The organism is Methylobacillus gramineus (assembly GCF_020532675.1).
In the GTDB taxonomy this organism is placed as follows: Bacteria; Pseudomonadota; Gammaproteobacteria; order Burkholderiales; family Methylophilaceae; genus Methylobacillus; species Methylobacillus gramineus.
This window is the reverse complement of sequence record NZ_JAJAVE010000003.1, coordinates 276436-297829: the sequence shown is the minus strand read 5'-3', so window position 1 is coordinate 297829 and position 21394 is coordinate 276436. Positions and strand designations below refer to the sequence as shown.

18 protein-coding genes and 1 riboswitch are annotated in these 21394 nt (G+C 51.3%); of the genes, 14 read left to right on the top strand and 4 right to left on the bottom strand.

Annotation, left to right across the window (positions count from 1 at the left end; translation table 11 throughout):
• Positions 1-17: 17 nt before the first annotated feature.
• The 3 genes from LG201_RS11940 to LG201_RS11930 all read left to right on the top strand — a co-directional run bounded on the left by LG201_RS11940 (position 18) and on the right by LG201_RS11930 (position 1205).
• A complete protein-coding gene (locus LG201_RS11940; RefSeq protein WP_226772432.1) occupies positions 18-545 on the top strand; it encodes a TIGR00645 family protein in 528 nt (175 codons plus the stop codon).
• A 70-nt stretch (positions 546-615) separates the two neighbouring features.
• Positions 616-840 (top strand): AbrB/MazE/SpoVT family DNA-binding domain-containing protein, encoded by a 225-nt coding sequence (locus LG201_RS11935; protein WP_226772431.1) that lies wholly within the window; start codon positions 616-618, stop codon positions 838-840.
• Positions 840-1205, top strand: a complete 366-nt coding sequence (locus tag LG201_RS11930; RefSeq protein ID WP_226772430.1) for a type II toxin-antitoxin system death-on-curing family toxin — start codon at positions 840-842, stop codon at positions 1203-1205. Before LG201_RS11935 ends, LG201_RS11930 begins: the two co-directional genes overlap by 1 nt.
• Before the next feature lie 91 nt (positions 1206-1296).
• On the opposite strand, the gene thiC is transcribed toward LG201_RS11930, so the two are convergent.
• The 3 genes from thiC to LG201_RS11915 all read right to left on the bottom strand — a co-directional run bounded on the left by thiC (position 1297) and on the right by LG201_RS11915 (position 4895).
• Complete coding sequence (gene thiC, locus LG201_RS11925; protein ID WP_226772429.1) at positions 1297-3183, bottom strand: phosphomethylpyrimidine synthase ThiC; 1887 nt, start codon at positions 3181-3183, stop codon at positions 1297-1299.
• 72 nt (positions 3184-3255) lie between these two features.
• A riboswitch (TPP riboswitch) is annotated at positions 3256-3375 on the bottom strand.
• A gap of 39 nt (positions 3376-3414) precedes the next feature.
• On the bottom strand, positions 3415-3885 hold the full coding sequence (locus tag LG201_RS11920; protein ID WP_226772428.1) for a substrate-binding domain-containing protein: 471 nt from the start codon (positions 3883-3885) through the stop codon (positions 3415-3417).
• The gene (locus LG201_RS11915) at positions 3885-4895 is read right to left on the bottom strand and encodes a hypothetical protein (RefSeq protein ID WP_226772427.1); all 1011 of its coding nucleotides are present in this window, start codon (positions 4893-4895) and stop codon (positions 3885-3887) included. The genes LG201_RS11920 and LG201_RS11915 overlap by 1 nt, the downstream gene beginning before the upstream one ends.
• Before the next feature lie 119 nt (positions 4896-5014).
• Between LG201_RS11915 and LG201_RS11910 the strand changes: the two genes are divergently transcribed.
• From LG201_RS11910 to LG201_RS11890, 5 genes are all read left to right on the top strand, one after another.
• Positions 5015-6691 (top strand): sensor histidine kinase, encoded by a 1677-nt coding sequence (locus LG201_RS11910; RefSeq protein ID WP_226772426.1) that lies wholly within the window; start codon positions 5015-5017, stop codon positions 6689-6691.
• A 2-nt stretch (positions 6692-6693) separates the two neighbouring features.
• Entirely contained in the window at positions 6694-8085 is a 1392-nt protein-coding gene (locus LG201_RS11905; RefSeq protein ID WP_226772425.1) for a sigma-54-dependent transcriptional regulator, read from the top strand.
• A 76-nt stretch (positions 8086-8161) separates the two neighbouring features.
• On the top strand, positions 8162-8821 hold the full coding sequence (locus LG201_RS11900; RefSeq protein ID WP_226772424.1) for a protein-L-isoaspartate O-methyltransferase family protein: 660 nt from the start codon (positions 8162-8164) through the stop codon (positions 8819-8821).
• Positions 8822-9081: 260 nt separating this feature from the next.
• Positions 9082-10452: a TolC family outer membrane protein gene (locus LG201_RS11895; protein WP_404809752.1), complete on the top strand. Its 1371-nt coding sequence runs from the start codon at positions 9082-9084 to the stop codon at positions 10450-10452.
• Complete coding sequence (locus LG201_RS11890; RefSeq protein ID WP_226772422.1) at positions 10452-11027, top strand: isochorismatase family protein; 576 nt, start codon at positions 10452-10454, stop codon at positions 11025-11027. Before LG201_RS11895 ends, LG201_RS11890 begins: the two co-directional genes overlap by 1 nt.
• 27 nt (positions 11028-11054) lie before the next feature.
• Here the strand turns inward: LG201_RS11890 and waaA are convergent, their stop codons facing one another.
• A complete protein-coding gene (gene waaA / locus LG201_RS11885; protein ID WP_226772421.1) occupies positions 11055-12329 on the bottom strand; it encodes a lipid IV(A) 3-deoxy-D-manno-octulosonic acid transferase in 1275 nt (424 codons plus the stop codon).
• 114 nt (positions 12330-12443) lie between these two features.
• On the opposite strand from waaA, the gene LG201_RS11880 reads away from it, so the two are divergent.
• The 6 genes from LG201_RS11880 (at position 12444) to LG201_RS11855 (ending at position 21255) form a co-directional block, all read left to right on the top strand.
• Positions 12444-14273 carry a sensor histidine kinase gene (locus tag LG201_RS11880; protein ID WP_226772420.1) on the top strand — a complete coding sequence of 610 codons (1830 nt, stop codon included), beginning with the start codon at positions 12444-12446 and terminating at the stop codon, positions 14271-14273.
• Positions 14258-14953: a response regulator transcription factor gene (locus LG201_RS11875; protein ID WP_226772419.1), complete on the top strand. Its 696-nt coding sequence runs from the start codon at positions 14258-14260 to the stop codon at positions 14951-14953. Before LG201_RS11880 ends, LG201_RS11875 begins: the two co-directional genes overlap by 16 nt.
• A gap of 123 nt (positions 14954-15076) precedes the next feature.
• A complete protein-coding gene (locus tag LG201_RS11870; RefSeq protein WP_226772418.1) occupies positions 15077-16777 on the top strand; it encodes an autotransporter family protein in 1701 nt (566 codons plus the stop codon).
• A 325-nt stretch (positions 16778-17102) separates the two neighbouring features.
• Entirely contained in the window at positions 17103-17942 is an 840-nt protein-coding gene (locus LG201_RS11865; protein ID WP_226772417.1) for an alpha/beta hydrolase, read from the top strand.
• Between the two features lie 356 nt (positions 17943-18298).
• The gene (locus LG201_RS11860; protein WP_226772416.1) at positions 18299-20458 is read left to right on the top strand and encodes an adenosylcobalamin-dependent ribonucleoside-diphosphate reductase; all 2160 of its coding nucleotides are present in this window, start codon (positions 18299-18301) and stop codon (positions 20456-20458) included.
• Positions 20459-20556: 98 nt separating this feature from the next.
• Positions 20557-21255: a TSCPD domain-containing protein gene (locus LG201_RS11855; RefSeq protein WP_226772415.1), complete on the top strand. Its 699-nt coding sequence runs from the start codon at positions 20557-20559 to the stop codon at positions 21253-21255.
• The last annotated feature ends 139 nt before the right edge of the window (positions 21256-21394 follow it).

The window sequence follows — 21394 nt, the reverse complement described above, 5'->3', positions numbered from 1 at the left end:
TTAGTCAGCAAGCCTCCATGTTTAAAGCCATCGAGCATCTTCTTGAATTCACCATCTTTCGCAGTCGCTGGCTCTTGGCACCCATGTACCTGGGCCTGGTCGGAGGCCTGGTCATCTTGCTGGTCAAATTCTGTCAGGAGTTCATGCATATCGCCAGCCATGTACTAGAAGCACAGGAGCAGGAAGTTGTACTTTCCCTGCTTGCCCTGGTGGATATCACCCTGGTCGCCAACCTGCTGATCATGGTCATTTTCAGTGGCTATGAGAACTTTGTTTCCAAGATCGATGTAGCAGAAAATGAAGACCGCCCCGAATGGATGGGCAAAGTTGACTATTCGGGCCTCAAACTGAAACTCATAGGCTCTATCGTCGCGATCTCTGCCATTGACCTGCTCAAGGCGTTTGTCCACCAAAGCAGTAGCGACTCAGAACACCTCAGCAACACACAAATGGGATGGATGGTAGGCATTCACATCACCTTTATTGTCACTGGCCTATTATTTGCGATCATGGATCACATTGCCGAGAAGAATAAGCACCATTAATGAAGTGTTAGCAACAATTGGTAGAGTGGCTATTTTCAAACCACATTGCACTTAACATGGAGTAGAAACGATGGCGACCTTAAAACTTACCCAAATTGGTAATTCACTCGGCGTCATTCTGCCTAAAGAATTCCTTGCCAAAATGAAGTTGAAAAAGGGTGATGAAGTTTTTGTGACGGATACGCCGACAGGTGTTGCACTCAGCGCTTACAACCCCGATTTTGAAGATCAGTTAAAGTTAGGCCGCGAATTCATGCATGAATATCGAAATACCTTTAAAGCCCTGGCTAAATAATGGCTTGGCGCTGGATAGATAAAAGCATGCTGCTGCATGACGAAAGTCTGGCTGAACATGGTGGCGATTCCGGCCTGCGTGATGAAGGCCTGTTGGACTCAGCATTGGCGCGTCCTGTTAATGAATTACCTGACATTGCTGCGCTTGCTGCATCCTACTGCGTAGGCTTGGCAAAGAACCATCCCTTCGTCGATGGCAATAAACGAGCTGCATTATTGGCAACTGGTTTATTTTTACTTTTGAATGGAAAACGATTAACGGCAACCCAAGCAGAAGCTACTTTAGCCGTACTCAATGTCGCGGCAGGGAAAATCAGTGAAGAAGCTTTTGCCGAGTGGATACGCCAGCATTCCGCCAAGCGTTAATGCTTACAATTTCAATCGAATGATCAAGCTCTATGGTTTTAAATAAGAAAAACAGGCATCAAGCCTGCTTTTCTTTATCGGGCTCCCGCAATTAAACCTTTTGGTACACCTCAGAGCCTTTTTTCACGAACTCAATCGCTTTTTCCTGCATGCCCTTACTCAGCGCCTCTTTTTCATCTACACCTAGTTTGTCAGCATAGTCGCGCACATCCTGCGTGATCTTCATTGAACAGAAGTGCGGGCCGCACATGGAGCAGAAATGCGCTTGTTTGGCGCCTTCCTGAGGCAAGGTTTCGTCGTGGAATTCCTTGGCCTTTTCCGGATCCAGACCGAGGTTGAACTGGTCGTCCCAGCGGAATTCGAAGCGTGCCTTCGATAGTGCATTATCGCGGATTTGTGCGCCCGGGTGGCCTTTGGCCAGGTCAGCGGCGTGGGCAGCAATCTTGTAGGTGATGATCCCTACACGGACATCCTCCTTATCTGGCAGACCCAAATGCTCCTTGGGTGTCACATAGCAAAGCATGGCGCAACCATACCAACCGATCATCGCGGCACCGATACCGGAAGTGATATGGTCGTAACCTGGGGCAATATCAGTGGTCAATGGTCCCAGGGTATAGAACGGGGCCTCCCCACAGTGCTCAAGTTGCAGATCCATGTTCTCCTTGATCAGGTGCATAGGCACGTGACCGGGGCCTTCTATCATGCACTGTACATCGTGTTTCCAGGCGATCTGGGTCAGCTCGCCCAGTGTCTTCAGTTCGGCAAACTGGGCTGCGTCATTGGCATCATAGATGGATCCTGGGCGCAGGCCATCACCCAAGGAGAAGCTCACATCATAGGCTTTCATGATGTCGCAGATGTCTTCGAAGTGCTCGTACAGAAACGACTCTTTGTGATGCGCCAGACACCATTTAGCCATGATGGAACCACCACGGCTGACGATGCCTGTCATACGCTTGGCCGTCATGGGGATATAAGCCAGGCGTACGCCCGCGTGGATCGTGAAATAATCCACACCTTGTTCAGCCTGCTCGACCAGCGTATCACGGAAGATTTCCCAGGTTAGGTCTTCCGCTTTGCCGTTCACTTTTTCCAACGCTTGATAGATAGGTACGGTACCAATCGGCACCGGGCTATTGCGAATGATCCACTCCCGGGTTTCATGGATGTTTTTACCCGTGGAAAGATCCATCACGGTGTCGCCACCCCAACGCGTGCCCCACACCATCTTCTCCACCTCTTCAGAAATAGAGGACCCTAGTGCCGAGTTGCCGATGTTGGCGTTAATTTTCACCAGGAAATTACGCCCTATGATCATAGGTTCGATTTCAGGGTGGTTGATGTTCATGGGGATAATTGCTCTGCCGCGTGCCACTTCATCCCTGACGAATTCAGGCGTGATCACCTTGGGAATACTCGCCCCAAAGTGCTGGCCGGCATGCTGGGTTTGCAGCAGCTCAGACATATTCTCCCTCCGCTGGTTTTCACGGATGGCAATGTATTCCATTTCCGGAGTGATAATGCCTTTGCGCGCATAGTGCATCTGGCTGACGTTCATGCCTGGCCTGGCGCGACGTGGCTTGCGGGTAAGATTGAATCGCATGGCAGCCAAGGCTGGGTCTATCTTGCGTTGCTGCCCGAACTCGGAGCTGGGACCGTCCAGTTGCTCGGTATCATTGCGCTCTTCAATCCACTTGGCACGCATCGCCGGCAAGCCATCCCGGATATCAATGGCGATCTCTGGGTCAGTATAAGGACCGGAAGTATCATAGACCACGACCGGCAGGTTCTTTTCCGCGCCAAATGCGGATGGCGTGTCAGACAGGGTAATTTCACGGAAAGGTACGCGGATATCAGGGCGCGAACCTTCTATGTAGATTTTGCGGGAATTAGCAAACGGTTGCTTGGTGCCTGCATCAATTTCAGCGGTTTCATTCAGAAACTTGGCATGCAGGTTTTTATTGGTGGCATTCATTCAGGGCTCCAAAAATGCAGGGAGCGATGGAAGTGTCATAGGGGATTATCGGATGATAAATAGCGAGACCCATGAAACCTACAGCAGCTTCCCTACGGCGGGATGATCCGCGTCAGGTTCAAAGGGTAACTCTCACTGCACTCCCAACCACCAACATCTTTGATCAGGAAATGCAGACCCCCAGCTAGGTTCTGAATTTACGTTAAAACCCTGATGGAATCAAGCTTATAGTCAACAACCCAGGCTGGGTTGCACATGGCTCACGCTGCCATCGGTCAGTAGCCACGCAACCGCCTTCACGCGCGAATCTGCCCGGCACGCATCAACATAGCCAATGGCACCTGGCGTGTCTGCCACATAGCGCAGCATGGCTTCCTGTGACCGGACTACATGCGGAGGGGGCGTTCCATGAAAGTACAAGGCGTTCCAATACTCCAGCTGATCTTCCGGTGGACTATCAAGGATCTGGAGTGAAAACTTCTGGCGTAACACATTATCTGGCGACAAGTTGACTGGCTGAATGCGTTTACTGCTTGCCCAGTAAAGCTTCTTGCGCCAGAAAATAAGGGCAAGCTCAGGCTTGCTCGTTACCTTCACACTTTCCGCCTTGGGGATGATAATGGCAATCACCTCTCCTTCTGCGCCCGCATGCAAGGGCAGCAGCCAGATCAGGAACAACAGTGATGTAATCAAGCAGCGCATCAAAACAAAATGGCAAATGAAGCCATGACACCCTTGGGAGACTCGACGCGCTCACGATCCCCACCCACGTACTCCAGCTTCAGCACTTGTGAAGGCGTCACACGCCAGGCAGTGCCCAATACCCAGCGCTCACTGGAGCCTTCTGCGGGACGCTGAAAGTTTTCCAGGCGGCCTATGGCAAACCATTGATTACCCAAAGGAGCCACGGCTTGTACGTAGGCACCGCTGCCACCATCATTGCCATTGGTATAATACCGTTGCAGAGCCTCGGCACTTAGCTCCCACCCTTTGTGCTGCACCATGAAATCCAGGCCTACCATGCGGTAGCGCGTGCTGACCAGATCCAGGTCCTCCACGGTGTCGAGTAGTGACAACCCCCAATTGAATTTGCCGGTAATCTCGAAACGCATACCCTTGGTGTCCTTGTAAGGGATGCTGTCTCCGCGGTCACGACTACGTTCCTGCATGGCTTCTATAAACAGTTTGTATTCGAAGGCTTTGTCAGAAAATGGGGCGGCGCCATAAAACATGACGCCATTCACCGCCTCTGGAAACATGCGACTGGTGACCAGCGGGCGCGACCATGTCCAGACCAGGGGAGCGGCGTGCATCACATTCCAGCGGCCCGTTGGCGTGAGGAAACGTCCCGTACGCAGATTCAGCTTTTCTGAGAGGTTGAAATCCAGATAGAACCGCTCGATATCGAGATAGGAGTCTTTGCCGGTAAAGCCGTCACCGCTGCGCCAGGTCAGTGGTTTTTCTATTTCAATTTCAGAAAAGAAACGCAGGCGACCACCATTATCCCAGGTCACAAACAGGCTTAACTCATTGAGCTTTGCGTCCGTTTTACCGCCGGGATGTAGATTGATGCCAGCACTGGTATAGCCACCGAGCTTGAAGCCATCGATAAAGCTGGCTTCATTCAAATCAGGTTCTTCCGCAACAGCAATCTTGCAGATGCCCAAGGCGAAGGCTACACTGACTGCAATAAGCAAGTGCATGTTGCGCATGTTTTTCTCCGGATAATCTACCTGTGATTTCAACCAGGCACTTCAACCTCTACTGGACAGCATGATGGCAAGCGCCATCCAGGCTTTCACGTTTACCGCGCATTCTCGCACTGAATAACATGCCGAGAAAAGCACTACCGATCAGGCATATCCTGTTATCCGCATTTTTGCTTGCAGTCCTGTTACCCACCATTCTCATTACCGGCCTCGCATTTTATGAAGCGCGTACCGTCTTGAAGAATGAAATCCAGAACGGCATGCAAAATCAGGTATCCGCCACCGCACAAGAAATCGACCGCATGATGTTCGAACGCCTGCAAAATATCGCCTCCTGGAGCGAACTGGATGTGATGCAGGATGTACGCATCGGCGATATCGACAAACGCTTATCCAGCTTTCTTGCGGAATTAAAAGACAGTTACGCGGACATTTATACTGAGTTATACGTGGTGAACCCTAAAGGCATCATTGTGGCATCAAGCCATCCTGCCCATCTCGGCAAGTTCGCACCCAGATTGCACCCCTGGCTACATACCTTAATCCGACACCAAGTAATGCATATCGCTACCCTCAACCAAGATCAGCTGCCCATCTACAGTGATATCCAGGACGACCTCAATGAAACCAAAAGTGCTGGGACTCTGGTCGCTGTATTCAACTGGCACCAGGTTGAGCTGATCTTGCAAAGCGCAGTAGCAGGGCGCAGTGCAGCCGCACTGTTTGATAAAAACAATGCCATTCTCGCGGCTACCTCACGCTGGGATAAAATCCAGGCCTCGAGAAAACTGGTGGCATCGGCCAAGACTGCGGGTTACCAGGGATATCACGGCTTTTCCTGGCAGGTCAAAATCGCACAAAGTCGTTCCCAGGCATTAACCCCGGTACGACATATGTCCTATATTTTCTTTGGCTTGCTGATAGCGACAGTATTACTTGCGACCTTGATTGCAATACCAGTGGCTCGCAGCATCACCCGCCCACTTGCCAGCCTGACCGAGTTTGCCAATCGCTTTATTCGTATTCCTAATGAGGCTGCTCCGCCTACAGGAGGGCCTGAAGAAATTAACGCCATGTCAGAGGCATTTGCCAAAATGATCAGTGACCTTGACCGCTCCAAACAAAGCTTGACCCGGGCTGCCAAGCTTGCTGTGGCGGGTGAAATGGCGGCGGCCATGAGCCATGAGGTACGCACGCCACTGGGTATTTTGCGTTCATCCGCCCAAATTCTGCTGCGCGAGCCTTCACTCACGCAGGAAGGACGTGAAGTATGTGGTTTCATCATCAGCGAAACCGAACGGCTTAACAAGCTGGTCAGTACGCTGGTTGACTCGTCCAAACCCCGGCTGCCCGAACTGCAGGCCACTGATCTCACAGGCCTGGCACAGCTATGCATCTCCATGCTACGTAGCCAGGCCGCCAAAAAACAGATCACGCTCACGCTCGCTGACAGCCCTGCTGTGATGTGTGCTTGCGACAGCGAGCAAATGACACAAGTCATCCTCAATCTGTTACTGAATGCCCTGCAGATATTGCCGGAGGCCGGGCATATCACCCTGGCAGTCAGTCAAACCACAGAGCATGCTTGTATCAGCATCGCCGATAATGGCCCAGGCATTGCCCCAGAGTATCGTGAACAGATTTTTGATCCCTTCTTTTCTCAGCGACATGGCGGCATCGGCTTGGGATTAGCCGTGGTGCGGCAAATCATAGTGGCCCATCATGGCGAAATCAGTGTTCGTCAGAGTGACATGAATGGTGCAGAATTCGTGCTGCAAATCCCGTTGAACGGAGTATGAACATGATCAAGCAGAAGCGCATCCTTGCGCTTGACGATGAACCCAATATGCGACGCTTGCTGGAAATTAGCCTCAAGCAGGCCAATTACCAGCCAGTGATTGCCCAACATGGGCAGGAAGCGCTGGAAATCCTGCGCCAGGGCGGGATAGACCTGGTGGTCAGCGATATGCACATGCCGGTGATGGATGGGCTGAAACTGCTGACAGCCATGCGTAACGAGCACCTGGAGATTCCGGTCATTATTGTGACGGCGCAAGGCGAAATACACACCGCTGTGGAGGCCATGAAACTGGGAGCCGCTGACTATATCCTGCGGCCATTCGACCTTAGCACCCTGGAAATTGCGATAGATCGTGCGCTTTCACTCAGCCGCCTCAAGCTGGAAAACCGTTTTCTGCGAGACGAGGTCAGCCGTGCAACTGCCAGCCTGGTCGGCCAAAGCACTGCTATGCAATTGGTACACAAAGCCATCAGCCAGGTGGCTCCCGAGAAAGCCACGACCCTGATTGCAGGGGAAACCGGTACAGGTAAAGAGCTGGTCGCCCATGCCATTCACCAATTATCCCCTCGTAAAGACGCTTTGTTTGTCGCCGTCAACTGTGCTGCCATTCCTGGCGACATGCTGGAATCAGAGTTGTTTGGTCATGAGCGCGGGGCTTTTACAGGCGCCATCAAGGAGCGTATCGGCAAGTTCGAGCTGGCGGATGGGGGAACCTTGTTTCTCGATGAAATCACCGAAATGCCCATCGGCTTGCAAGCCAAATTATTAAGGGCCTTACAGCAAGGCGTGATCGAACGGCTGGGCAGTAATCGTTCCATTACGGTCGATATCCGCGTGGTTGCCGCCACCAATCGAGATCCGCAACAAGCCATTGCCGATGGCAAGCTACGTGAAGATCTTTATTACCGCCTGAATGTGTTCCGTATCGACCTGCCTCCCCTGCGAGCCCGCATCAGCGATATCCCGCAGCTATCCCATCATTTCCTGCAATCACGCAACCTGAGCATCAGTCCTGCAGCCTTATTGGCACTGCAGGCTTATGCATGGCCAGGAAATGTGCGTGAATTGGAAAATATTCTGGAGCGGGCAGCCATCATGAGCAGTGGTGCAGAGATATCCATACAGCATCTACCAGCAGACATTGCCGGACGACAACCTGCAATCGATACGGTAGATACGACACCACCAGCAGCCATTGAAGCCCCATTAACTACACTCCCTCTTGCCACAGAAGCACTTGAGAAGAAAATGATCACTGCGGCACTCCTGCAAAGCAGTGGCAACAAGAGCAAAGCAGCACGCCTGCTGGATATCAGCGAACGCTCACTCTGGTATAAGCTGAGTCGCTATACTCTGGAAGAAGTGTCCAGCGCTCAAACAGAATCACCATAGAAAGCCAGCCCGGCATTGAAACTCTGGCGACTGGCGCTATAATCGGTACACCAATAGCCATGCGATGGATAATGTGATGCATAAGGATGTAGAACAAGCCCGCTTCAATATGATAGAACAGCAGATCCGCACCTGGGAGGTGCTGGACGGCAGCGTACTGGATCTACTTGGCAAAGTACCGCGCGAGGCCTTTGTGCCAGAGCAATACCGTGGCCTGGCTTTTGCCGATCTTGAAATTCCGATTGGCTTCGGACAAACCATGCTCTCTCCCAAGATGGAAGGTCGCATCCTGCAGGCATTGGACATCAAGCCGACAGACAAGGTGCTGGAAATTGGCACTGGAAGCGGTTATCTGACTGCATTGCTCGCTGCACAGGCCAAGGAAGTACATAGCATAGAAATTAATGCCGCATTGAGCCAGGCTGCCCAACTCAAGCTGGCCCAGCAACAGATCAGCAATGTCATTTTCCATGTAGGCGACGGTACCCCTGGCTGGCCAGGCAACGCGCCTTACGATGTGATCGTCTTCACCGGCTCCCTACCTTTGTTACCGGAGCAAGCGCAACAATCCTTGAATATTGATGGTCGCCTGTTTGCCGTGATTGGGGAAGCCCCTGCCATGGAAGCCATCATGATCAGGCGTGTCAACGCCACGACCTTCCGCCAGGATATCCTGTTCGAAACCTGCATCCCCGAATTGGGCAACGCTCCGCAACCAGCCCGCTTCGCTTTCTAACACCACCCCCGTCTCAACAGCGGCAAGCTTGCCGCTGTTGACGCCTGCATAGATGGACACCCTTGTTCGTCGCAAAAAAATAAACGTTTGAATCCCGCACACATTCTCTGACTCCAGACCCTGTCCATAAACCTCTCCATCCTGGCTAACACGCTGACGATATTGTGACTGTCAGCACAATATGCTGCCCGGTATCAGGTTAGAATGCCTGACAATAAAACCTTGACCCAGCATTAACAGACTCAGCAGAGATGAATACCATGATATTTGTTTGCACGCATACCCGCGCACTCATCCTTGCACTAGCAGGTTTGATTTCATTCCAGGCGCAGGCTGACAATGGGCAAAACCTGCTGGATATTTACCAAATGGCGATCAGCAATGATCCCACCCTCGCTTCTGCGCGCAGTGGTAATCTGGCAGCGCAGGAAAAGATAGAGCAAGGCAAGGCGTTGTATCGCCCAACCGTCAACTTCACCACCGATGCGAGCCACTCGGAAACCGATATCCGCTATCTGGGCAGTAATGCGATTTTCCGTAATGCGGGTCGGGAATCTTATGAAACGTTCGGTTATGGCGTCAATTTCAGCCAACCCATTTTCCGCAAGGAAAACTGGGTGCAATATAAGCAGGCACAAACCCAGGTTTCACAGGCCGACAAGCAATTGATACAGTCTCAGCAAGAGCTGATGCTACGCACTGCACAAGTCTATTTTGATGTATTGCTTGCACAAGACCAGATTGACCTAATCAACAGTCAGAAAGCCGCGATTTCCAAGCAACTGGAACAAGCCAAGGCCAACTTTGATGTAGGCACCGCCACCATTACCGATGTCAATGAGGCCCAGGCCAGGTTTGATTTATTAAAGGCGCAGGAAATTGCCGCCCTCAATGACTACGAAGTCCGTAAACGCGCCGTACAAGCCGTGATAGGCCGCTTACCTGAACGCCTCGCCACCATGCGTGCTGATATCCATGCGCAGCCGCCGGAGCCGCAGGACATGGAAAAATGGGTAGAGCTGGCTACGCAAAACAATCTCGCCCTGAGCATACAACAAGAGGGACTACGCCTTGCTACGCAGGAGGTGGAACGAATGAATGCAGGCCACCTGCCCACTCTGGACATGGTAGGCAGTTATACCGACGTACGCGCTGGCGGCAGCCCGAATGGTTTTGGCAGTGATCTGCAAAATGCCACGATTGGCCTCAAACTCAACATCCCGCTCTACCAGGGTGGCGCTATCAGCTCCCGTGTACGTGAAGCCGTGGCAAACCAGCAGAAAGCCATGGATGATGTAGAGGTCGCCCGCAGGCGTTCAGAGCTGGATACCCGCCAGGCCTACCTCAACCTCACGGGCAGCGTCGCACAGGTGCAGGCATATGAGCAGGCACTGAGTTCCAGCCAAAGCCAGCTGGATTCAACCAACCTGGGTTACGAAGTGGGCGTACGCAACAGTGTGGACGTGCTCAATGCCCAGCAGCAACTATTCAGTGCCAAGCGTGACTTGCTGCAATCGCGCTATAACTACCTGGTCAATGTCCTGAAACTCAAATCCGCCACTGGCCTGCTCAATGAAAGCGACTTGGCGCAGATCAACGAACGCCTGATCAATGTCAGCAGCATTCAATAATGGAAAATCAAACTCGCAGGAAAACAACCTTGCTCGCTGACCGTGACCAGAGCCAGCTCATCATCATCGACATGCAGGAAAAGCTTGCCGCCGCTATGCCGCAAGACAGCATGCAAGCTGTCATCCGCAATTGCAGCATCCTGGCACAGGCTGCCAAGTTACTTGAAGTCCCCACGGTATACACTGAACACTATCCCCAAGGGTTGGGGCAGACGCTGACGGCATTGCAGGCCTTGCTAGAAGATGCGGCCAGGGTGGAGAAAACCGCATTTTCCTGTCATGCGGTGCCTGCATTTCGTAGCCAACTCACCAGTGATCGGCCACAACTCATCCTGGCCGGCATGGAGGCACATATCTGTGTACTGCAAACGGCACTGCAGTTACAGGCCAGTGGTCATCAAGTGTTGGTTGCGGCAGATGCGGCGCTTTCACGTCACCCGGCCAATATGGTCAATGCCCTTGATAGATTACGCCAGGCAGGCGTGGTGATCAGCAATACCGAGTCTATTGTGTTTGAATGGCTGGGCCACGCTGAGGACGATGCATTCAAGCAGATATCCAGACTGGTACGATAGCCACTGGCAGTGTTAACAGACGTGGCACTACGCGCGTATCACCCTGCCAACCAGGTCTGCGATGCGTTGGGTAGCCCCACCCGCGCTCGTACTGAACTCCAATGCTTTCCAGCTCATGGATTGACGCAATTCCGGATCTCCATATAAGCGCGTCAAGGCACGGGCCAGATCCACTACATCCATGACGCGCCATGCAGCCTTGGCCGCAATCGCCAGCTCGGTAGCTGCCTCAAAGTTGAAGGTATGAGGGCCAATCAACACCGGCTTGCTCATGGCACTGGCCTCAATCAGGTTTTGCCCGCCTAGCGGCTGCAGGCTGCCACCAATCAGGGCCACATCACAAGCCGCATAATAGGCAAACATCTCGCCCATGCTGTCACCGAGCACCACATTGACACTTTCAGGCAACGCCTGCTCCAGGCGCGAACGCCTGAGAAAGTGTATGCCGCGGCGATTGAGCAACTGCGCCACTTCATCAAAACGCTGGGGATGACGCGGTACGATCACTGTCAATAAATGAGGAATCTCTGCAGCAGCGACTGCATCCAGAATCATCGACTCTTCCCCGTCACGGGTGCTAGCGGCGAGGAATACCGGGCGCTGCTTTCCAAACAAGGATCTCAACACCTCACCTGATACTGCTGCCTGTGGTGGTGGCGTCACATCAAACTTGAGGTTACCCATCACTTCCACCTGTAACGCACCGCCATTGATCGCGCCCAATGCCCTGAGTCGCTTGGCATCCTGCTCCGTCTGTGCCGCAATCGCGGTCAGGTTGTGCAGTCCTTGTGCCACCAGCTGACCTACCTTGGCATAGCCATATGCTGACTTGGCGGATAAGCGTGCATTCACTAACAGGATAGGAATCTGGCGTTGCTTGCAGCCCGCAATCAGGTTGAACCAGAGCTCAGTTTCCATCAACAAGCCGATTTTGGGCTGGAAATGACGCAAAAAACGGGCAACAGCCCCAGGAGTGTCATAAGGCAGATAGGCACGCAATACGCTATCGCCAAACAACTGTTCGCCGGCCTCACGCCCGGTCGGTGTGGCATGCGTAATCAGGACCTGGTATTGCGGATATCGCAGCTGCAACTCACTGATCAAAGGTGCCGCCCCACGGGTTTCCCCCACGGAGACACAATGCATCCAGATCACGGGACGTGTCACCGGGTGGCTGAAAAAACCGAACCTCTCACCCCAATGATGCAGGTATTCGCGCTGCCTCACCCCACGCCATAACAGGCGCAGGGGAGAAAATGGCAGCAGGAGATAGATCAGAAAGCTATAAAGTAGGCGTGGCATGCTGCGATTTTCTCACGATTGGCTTTTGCATAACATCCTGAGCCGATAAAAGGCATAATCACAATCCTCTGTTAAGCACGAATTCACATCTTGTCCCTAATAAGATCCTTTTTATTGCTGCTGTTGTGTTGCCTGCTATTCAGCCCGATCTGCCAGGCAGAGGACTTGATTATCCAGCGCGAAGTATTCAGTGATGCGAGCGGTCAACTGGATATTCAGGATATCGAACAGCAGCGATTCAAACCAATGCCCAACCTGCTCATTGCCGGTTACACCGCCGCCACCCAATGGGTACGCATTACCGTCGCCCCCACGCACGAAAAAACTCTGGAGCTGATCATACGTCCAACCTATCTGGATGAGATCACCCTATATGCGCCCGACCGGGAACACCCGGGCCAGTGGCTGACCAGAACAACCGGGGATCGCTACGCCTACGAGGATAGAACACGCCGCAACGCGATTACCCATGGTTTCGTCATCGACGGTCCATCCTCCCCCACGGTCTATTATCTTAAGCTGCGCACCACCAGCACGGCACTCATGTACGTTGAAACGCTCACGCCCCATGAGGCCAACCTCAAAGAGATGCGCCAGCACATCCTGATCGTGTTCTATCTTGCCATGATGCTGTGGTTGGCATTTTGGGCAGCCAATGACTTCATCAGCAAACCGCACCTGCTGACCGGCCTGTTCACGATCTATCAGATTGGGCATATCCTCTATGCACTGGGGATCCTGGGATACTTTGCCCCTTTCATTGATCAGCAGCATCCGGCATTGAATGACACATTAACCAGCATCGCCATCCTGACCATCGTCTGGATCAGCATCTTTTTCCATTACGTCCTGCTCTCGCAATATCAGCCACCCAAGTTTGGCATGCGTCTATTGCTAGGCTTTAGCAGTTTCTATCCCGTACTACTGTATGCCCTGTTCAATGGGCATGCCAGGGAAGCATTACAGGTCAATGCCTACATTGTCATCCTGTTGACTACCCTGTTGCTGCCCCTCGCCATGACGGCGCGCCAAGACTCACCTCAACATACCGCCCCCAGCCGCAAGATGCTACAAATCATCTATGGCCTGCATACCTTATCGCTGGTTGCCTCCATTCTGCCGATTATGGGCTGGTCCTCTGCCACCGAGTGGAACCTCAACGCCATACTCGGGCACAGCATCATCTCTGCGTTCCTGATGTACATCATCTTGCAGCAACGTTCTACCGCGATTAGCCAGGAGGCGAACACGGCCAAACTTTCGCTCAAGCTCGCCCAGCAGGAATTGATCTTCGAACGGCAAAAACGCGACGAGATGGGGTATTTCATGGCCATGATTACCCATGAACTCAAAACTCCCCTGTCCGTCATCCGTCTCTCACTAGACAGCCTGCAACTGCCTGGCCCATCAAAACATCATATTGAACAGAGCATTCTCGATATCAGCAGCATGATTGATCGCTGCGCCCAGCTCGACAATATTGAAGCCCAGCAAATCCGCCTTAGCTATCAGCCCTGCGATGCCGAGGCCGTGTTGCATACATTGATTCATGAATATGCATGTACAGAGAGAATTGACCTGTCGAGCCACACGCCCCAGACATTCCCCTGCGATCTGCTCATGTTGCGTCTGATCCTGCGAAACCTGCTGGAAAACGCGCTCAAATACTCTCCGGCCAGCAGCCAGATTTCGATCCGGATCTACCCCCAGGCAAACAGTGCAGACAGGCAGGGCATTGCCATCTCATTTGAAAATGCGGTGACAAGCCGCCCTGATATCAACAAGTTGTTTGATAAATACTACCGGGAGGCCACTTCCCGCAAACATACCGGTTTTGGCATCGGCCTTTATTTATCCCGAGCGGTGGCCTTATCCTTGGGCGGCAGCCTGGATGCAAGCCTGCATCTACACCAGATAAGATTCAGTTTATGGCTACCCAATTAAATATCATCGTCGTGGAAGATCACGACGCACTGCGAGAAGTCACCGTCAACGCCTTGCGTCACAAGGGACACCATGTGATCGGGCTGGATTCCGCTGAGGCCCTGCCAGAACAAAAGGATATTGGCAGCATCGACATGATGCTGATCGACATCAACCTGCCTGGCGAAAGCGGACTCAGCCTCACACAGCGCATCCGCCATATTTACCCTGACATCGGCATTATCATCATCAGCGCCAATCAACTGGCAAACCACAAAATGCAAGGGTATGACTGTGGCGCCGATATTTACCTGACCAAGCCAGCATCGCTAGAGGAAATCAGTGCTGCCATCCAGGCCTTATCCCGCAGACTCAAGCCACAAGCTACTGAAAGCCTGGGTATCAAGCTACATCTACAATCCCTCACCCTCAAAAAACATGAGCGTTCCGTTACCATCAACCAGCATGAATCCATGCTGCTGCTTGCCCTGCTGCGTACTCCAGAACACCGCCTGGAGACATGGCAACTGCTGGAGCTGCTCAGTCATGACCAGCTCGAATACAGCAAAGCCTCACTAGAGGTATTGATCGTTCGCCTCAGGAAAAAGCTCGTTTCCCTGGATTCCACAGTGGGTAATCCCATCCGTTCTATCCGCAATTATGGCTATCAGCTCTGCGAGCCCATGACCATCATTGATTGACCCTACCCTCTGTAGGCTTTAGTAGGGTTTCTTTTTTTCACTTTGCTACCATCCCTGCCGAATGCATGCCTGCATTCCATCTTGTAGGCGTTCACAAGACTGCAAATATCTCAGGGGAGCATCATGGCAAAAACAAATATCACAATGCAGCACATACAAGGCAGCAACAGATCAATAGAGAACCTCAAGACGAAACTCACTATTGCAACTATCCTAAGCGCATTATTTACGCCCAACTTATACGCCCACACCTCGTCTGTAGGTTATGAAAATGCCGGAGCAGGTGCAGTGACTTTCTGGTATGGCACATATCATGGAAATACTAGCTTCACAGAAGGTAGTCTTGAAGTCGCAGGGCCAAGTAACTATTTGTCAACAGTGCCCTTCACACTGCTTGTCACTAATAAACCAGCAGGGCTCATTGATGGCGTTACGAATTTCTACTCAAATGGCTCAACCTTAGTAGGTACACCACAATCCGGACATATTGCTCAATCCTGGCAAGGTGCTACATTTAGCAACCTCTCTCCAGGTACTTATACTTTTACGTATATTCCCATCCAGAATCCAACCCAAGAATGGGAACCAGTCAATTTTGTTATTTTATCTAACTCGGTGATTCTAGATGCCTCCATTCTGGGAGGCGGGCTATTCACGCCAAACTCAACTCAAAATAGCTCCGGCGCAGCTGCAGTGCTAGATAGCCTAGTCGGCAATGCCAATACCACCATGAGCAATACTCTGGCAGACCTGGTTTTGCTTTCTAAAGAGCAACAAACCGCTGCCCTTAACCGCATTGCCCCGAACACCAGCCAGGCGTCAGGGTTTGCGGCCACACAAACAGTAACTGGCAATCTAGATACAGTACAAATGCGCTTGGACGCGTTGCGTACAGATAGCTTTCAAACTAGCGCCGTTGAAGACCTGAAAGCAGGAAAAATCAAACTGGCAGCGAATGGCGACCTCTCCACATTATTCAACAACGACATAAAGAAATACGGTTTCTGGACCAAGGTATTTGGCGGTCGCGGCAATCAGGATATGCGCTCAGGATTTGCGGGTTATGACATGAGCACGACAGGCATGGCATTTGGTGGCGATACATTACTGGAAAACAATTGGGTAGTAGGGACAGCGTTCACCTATGCAAAAACCAATGTCAACATGACCAATTTCCGTGACGGTGATCATAGCGATATCAAAACTTATCAACTGACTGCCTACGCAGCCAAGGATTTTGGCAAATGGTATCTGGAAAGCATGCTGGCTTATGCTAGACAAAACTATGACAGCTCACGCAATACCACTATTAGCGGAATTGCCAAAAGTGATTATGACAGCGATCAAGTCGCGGGCCGTATCAATGTTGGTTATCCATTAGCGATTGGCGAACGTTCTAAAATCACACCTATTGTTGGGATGGAATGGATTAACCTTCAACAGAATGGTTATACAGAAAAAGGTGCAGGCCCACTGTCCATGAAATTTAAAGATGAGTCTGCTGATCGTATCCGCAGCTTATTGGCGGTGAAATTTTCAAGCGAATATGAATTGTCAAATGGCATGCGCTTGGTTCCATCAGTACAGGTTGGCTGGAGACATGACTTCAAGAATGATGGTTTAAATACGACCACCAATTTCATTGGTGGTGGCTCAGCATTTAAAACTGAAGGTCAGGAAATTGCCAGAAATACCTATAGTCTAGGCGGTGCATTAAGGCTGCAAAAGAGCGATAACTTCTCATTGTCGCTGCAACTCGATGGTGAAAGAACCACAGGTTATAGCGCTGTTACAGGACAATTTGTAGCGCACTGGAAATTCTAAATCCATGTCCAGCGTGGTCGAATATATGGGATAAACATAGCAAGTAAAGATCATGGGCAATTATCTTGATTTTCAAAAGCCTGGCGATTTGCACTGATTCAATCACATTGGATATTCATAGTGGTGGTTAAGACCTGTTAAGCTGAGCTCTGTATATCACAGAGCTCAGCTTTTTTAATTGGGTTTTGGTAAGTTAATGGTGGTAATAACTCATTTGATCACTCAAGGGTTTTCTGAACTTGGTCAACATCTACGACTCAAGCTGTTTTAGGACGGTCACTCAGGGCATGACTGTTTAATACCCTCCCAATTTATGCCACTGCATATGAAATCCTACTACCTCTGCCTCATGAGCTTATGTCTTGCCGCATGTACGGCAATGCCCACTGCACAGGATAGGCATGTAGCTGCCGAGAAAGTGGCCACAGAGGCTGGTTGGCAACGCTTGAATCTGGACGCAGGGACATTTGCATTGGCCGCATTTGTTCCACCCCACTTGGCTGCCACTGATACTCTGACAATTTATATTGAAGGAGATGGGCTAGCCTGGGTCAATGCATATACACCGTCATTAGATCCCACACCACGCAATCCATTGGCATTGAAACTGGCCTTAACCGACCCCCACCATCATGCAGTCTACCTGGCACGACCTTGCCAATATGTGGATGCAGCAGATCGGCGTAACTGTAGCACCCGCTACTGGACGAATGAGCGCTTCGCAGCTGCCGTGATCGCTTCAACAGATCAAGCCATCACACAATTGAAGCAACGATATGGTGCCAACCGTCTTGTGCTAGTCGGGTATTCAGGCGGTGGTGCGGTAGCCGCCCTCACCGCAGCAAGACGTCATGACATCGCAACACTCATCACCGTTGCTGGCAATCTGGATATTGCCGCATGGACTTCCCAGCAACAATTGAGTCCATTATCAGGTTCGCTCAACCCATCCGATGCCTGGCCTACACTCCGATCCGTACCTCAATTACATTACGTAGGCGAACGCGACAACGTGATTACGCCTGGCTTGACGCAGTCCTATCAACACCGGTTCCCCAGAGATCAGCAGCCAGAGATCGTCATCATTCCGGGATTTGATCATTATTGTTGCTGGGTTGAGGCATGGCCCAGATTGATGGCCAAACCAGCACAATCATCCAACTAATTTCCAACACTTATTTGAGGGAAATTTTTTACTAAGTATCGCCAGTCTTTCTCTCATGCTCCTCATCAAATCTTCTGATCCTGCTATCCCTTTTTTGCACATACCATTTATTTTCACTGTAGTGAGCAAGGACTCACCTTAACTAAAATCACCGCTATTTCAGGCCGGCCGGGGCATGCCAGTTTTACATGCCCAGGAATTGCGCATACGCACCAAAAATTACCCTTGACCGACACAACAAAATGACATAATTTTTCATGCAATCACTATATCTTGTGGTGTACAGCTAAGTTGTGGCGCGCAGCCTGCAACCTTAAAAAAACGGCGTATCTAGCCCTCAACGGAGAAGAAGACCCATGCTCAAGGCCGTGAAATCTGCTAACCCAGCCAATCAGGAGTCAGAGGTACCAGAAGTGACGATGCAGTCAGTTTCTCTGGACATCTGGGACAAGAAGTATCGCCTGAAAACCAAGCAGGGCAATTTCATCGACCAGGACGTGGATGATACTTACCAACGCGTGGCACGTGCGCTGGCTGACGTTGAGGACACGGAAGAAAAACGCACACAGTGGTTTGAACGCTTTCTCTGGGCGTTGCGCCGCGGCGCTATTCCGGCAGGTCGCATTACTTCCAATGCCGGCGCACAAGCACACAAGCCCGCCACCAGCACGATCAACTGCACCGTATCCGGGATTGTCGAAGACAGCATGGATGGTATTTTGGAAAAAGTGCATGAAGCAGGTCTGACGCTCAAAGCAGGCTGCGGCATCGGTTACGAATTCTCCACGCTACGGCCCAAAGGGGCATTTGTCGCGGGAGCGGGCGCTTATACCAGCGGTCCGCTGTCCTTCATGGATATCTACGACAAGATGTGCTTCACTGTCTCTTCCGCCGGTGGTCGCCGTGGCGCTCAAATGGCCACTTTTGACATTTCGCATCCCGATGTGACCGACTTCATCAAAGCCAAGCGTGAAGCTGGACGCCTGCGTCAATTCAACCTCTCCTGCCTGATTACCAAGGAATTCATGGAGGCAGTGAAGGCTGATGCAGAGTGGAAGCTGGCATTTCCCGTCACAGAGAAAGAGGCCAATATTGATCTTCTTGATCTTGGTGATGAAGACCAGGTGGTGTGGCGGGAATGGCCAGTCAAGGGCAAATACCTGACCCGTGAATCTGACGGCAAGGTGGCATGCCGTGTATACCGGACTATCCGTGCGCAGCGTTTGTGGGATGTCATCATGTCATCCACCTACGATTTTGCTGAACCAGGATTCATCCTGATTGACCGTGTCAATGAAATGAACAACAACTGGTACTGCGAAAACATCCGCGCTACCAATCCCTGTGGAGAACAGCCATTACCTCCTTACGGTGCCTGTTTGCTGGGATCAATCAATCTGACCAAATTCGTCCGCCAGCCATTTACTGACAAGGCCTATTTTGACTGGGCCGAATATCGCGAAGTGGTCGCAGTCTTTACCCGCATGCTGGATAACGTCGTCGAGATCAATGGACTCCCGCTACAACAGCAACGTGACGAAATTGCACGCAAGCGCCGTCACGGCATGGGCTATCTAGGCCTGGGCTCCACTCTCACCATGCTCAAGATGCAATATGGCGATAGTGCCTCCCTCACATTTACTGAAGAAGTCACCAAGATCATGGCGGAAGTCGGTTGGACAATCGGCGTAGAACTGGCAGAGGAAAAAGGTGCCGCCCCTATCATGGAAGAAGAGTTTGAAATCACCGCGGACTTGCTAGCCAAACGCCCGGAAATGGGCAAGGATGGGATCAAACTTGGCGACAAGCTCAAGGGCAAGGTACTAATGGGGCTATATAGTCGCTACATGCAGCAATTTCCGGAATCACTACGCCAGCAAATTGCCAAGACCGGCTCTCGCTTTAGCCATCACAGCTCGATTGCCCCGACTGGCACTATCTCACTGTCGTTGGCCAACAATGCGAGCAACGGTATAGAGCCTTCATTTGCGCACCATTATTCACGCAACGTCATTCGTGAGGGCAAGAAATCCAAGGAAAAAGTCGATGTATTTTCCTATGAACTGCTGGCCTATCGTGAACTGGTCAATGCCAACGCCATGCCGTTTTCAGACAAAGCGGAAGAGCAATTACCCGATTACTTCCTTGATTCATCCACCATTCAGGCCAAGGCCCACGTGGATATCCAGGCTGCTGCACAAAAATGGATAGACAGCTCCATCTCCAAGACCATCAACGTCCCCACCGACTACGATTACGAAGATTTCAAGAATATCTATATCTATGCCTATGACAAGGGGTTAAAGGGTTGCACCACTTTCCGCTTCAATCCAGAAGCCTTCCAGGGTGTGCTGGTCACCGAAAAAGACCTGGAAAACACCACCTACAAATTCACGCTGGAAGATGGCACCGTGGTGGAAGCCAGGGGTAATGACGAGATTGAATATGATGGGGAAATTCACAGCGCGGCCAACCTTTACGATGCATTGAAGGAAGGTTATTACGGCAAGTTCTAATGTTGAAATCACCGCCACCCCAGCTAGACAAGCGGATTAAGAGTCCGCTGCTCTAGCAAAAACACCCGATACAGCGTCTATTGCATTAGGAGACCACCATGGCAATCAAGATAGAGAAAAAAATTACTGGCTATAACGTCATCACCGAAGAAGACAAAGCCAAGGCGGCTGCCGAACAAAAAGCGCATGAACAAAAACTGGCAGAAATCGTCCAGCTTGGCGAACCACTAAGCCGCCCTGAAATGCTGGTAGGCAATACGTATAAGATCAAGACTCCAGTCACGGAACATGCGCTTTACATCACCATCAATGACGTGATCATGAACGAGGGCACGCCACAAGAACATCGTCGCCCCTTCGAGATATTCATCAACTCCAAGAACATGGATCATTTTCAGTGGATAGTGGCTCTGACACGCGTGATGTCTGCCACCTTCCGCAAGGGTGGGGACATCACCTTTTTGGTGGAAGAACTCAAGAGCGTGTTTGAACCAAGCGGCGGCTACTTCAAAAAAGGCGGCAAATATGTGCCCAGCCTGGTCGCTGAAATCGGTGAGGTATTGGAGCAACACCTGTACCAGATTGGCATGTTAAAAAAGACGAGCCCCGACGAACACCAACAAAAACTCATCAATGAAAAACGTGCCGAATATCTAGAAAAACACACTGAAGAACCCATTAATGCAGAAGGTTTTCCTAAAAGCGCACAACTCTGCAACAAGTGCCATACCAAGGCTGCCATTGTCATGGACGGTTGTTTGACGTGCCTGAATTGCGGAGACAGCAAATGTGGATAGGGTGTCACGCCGGAGTCAGCTATTCCGATTTTTTAACCTACTAGCTGGGTTGGAGTAGACTACTGCGCCAGTGGCGAAAATTGCATCAGCATTACCGCAAATAGTGCGCCCGGTTTTCACTCTGCAGGTAAATGAATAA